This is a genomic window from uncultured Brachyspira sp., assembly GCF_910588665.1.
Classification (GTDB): domain Bacteria; phylum Spirochaetota; class Brachyspiria; order Brachyspirales; family Brachyspiraceae; genus Brachyspira.
Genome location: NZ_CAJUPR010000045.1, coordinates 1 through 1,668 on the forward strand (window position 1 = coordinate 1; position 1,668 = coordinate 1,668).

At 23.1% G+C, this 1,668-nt stretch carries 1 protein-coding gene; it reads right to left on the bottom strand.

Going from position 1 to position 1,668, the window contains the following annotated elements; all coding sequences use genetic code 11:
* Positions 1–1,668, bottom strand: a 1,668-nt coding sequence (locus tag QZ306_RS10530; RefSeq protein ID WP_295163659.1) for a hypothetical protein, incomplete at both ends; no start/stop codon positions are given.

The following is a 1,668-nucleotide window of genomic DNA, read 5'->3' on the forward strand; positions in this document are numbered from 1 at the left end:
TATTTAGCATTATCAAGAGTAAAGAAAGCTTCTTGTAAAGGAGTATTACATTTAAAATGTTTAGGTTGTTGTTGTATTAAATAACAATCATCATTAATCTCAATACCGTTAATATAAGTATCAGATATTATTGCACTATAAGCTTTATCTTTATTACATATCTTAATCTTAGAAAAATTTTCTGAGTTAATTCCATCATATCCATATGAACCATTCATACTAATCTTATAAAACTTTTCATTTCCTTTCTCTTTCTTTGAAATAATATCTTGTCGTTTTTTCATAAAAGTTGTTACAAATTCATGAAATTGATTATGAGCTTCATATAATGAAACAGATTTTATATCTTCTAATACTAAACCTTGATCTAATAAAAACCATAAATAATAGTTAGAAAATGTCATATACTGTCCACAAGTATCTAATAACTGAGTTAATCTTCTTTCTTCTTTATTTAATGAGCTTAATTTATGTTCTTTCATATAATTATACATATAACTTCCTATAACAATTTCATCATTTTTTATTGTTATATTTCTTATAATAGGTGGAAAGTTTATAAAGTAATTAATCTTATTTTTAGGACATATAAGTTTAACAGTTGCTATAAATAAATATTTAGGATTAGGTTGATAACGATATTTAGAGAATATTATATTTGAACATTTTTTGTATATCTCTTTATTTTTATCACCATTTTCATCATATACTTCAAATCTTCTTTTATATGAACCAGGCATAAACATAACTCCTCCATGATAATCAATAAAATCATGTTTAATAGAACTGAAAACTGAAGGATATAAACTATTAAAATCAAGTCCTAAAATATGAGTTATTTTATTTTCAGTATCTTCACTTACTACTTTATTATCATTTGTATATCTAAATCTATTTATATATGTTTCACCTTTAATACAATATCTATGTAATACGTTAGATATTCCGCCTGTCATATTTTGTCGTAAATTATAATATTCTTTTTCATCTGTTACAGTTGTTGGTAAATGATGTAATAAACAATATTTCTTTAATTGAATTCGCAATCTTGTTATTTTTTCATCTTTTCTATTACGCAAATTATTACATATTTTACAAGCTAGTTTACAGTTACTTAATTCATGTCCTATACTATTATCAATTCTATCTAATGTAGGTTTATTATCATGAGTAAAATGTTCTTTACATAAATAACAATAACCTTCATTTTTGTACATTTCTAAGAATTTTTGATAATCATTTTCTGAAACACAGTTTTCAATATTTCTCATTTTTGATTTTATTTTGATGTTATTGATATCATCATTCGTCAATTTTGATATTTTTGATTCTAGTTTTGCATTATATAGCTCATCTTGTTTCTTATAATTTGCACATTTCTTAATCCACCATTTTAAACTAGGCTCAAATATTGTAACTGTATTAACAATAGCATAATTAGCATTTACATCAAAATCTTTATAAGCTAGAGCATATTTGATACTTGTCGAACATTTTGATAAAGATAAATTAGATATCATATCAACTTTATACTGAGCATTTTGATTTATTAAGTTATCTATAGGTTTAATCATCATTTCAACATCATTATCATTATAAGCTAACAAATATTCCCATCTATCTCTATAATTCTTGCTATCTTTAACATATTCTTCATATTCTTGTTTA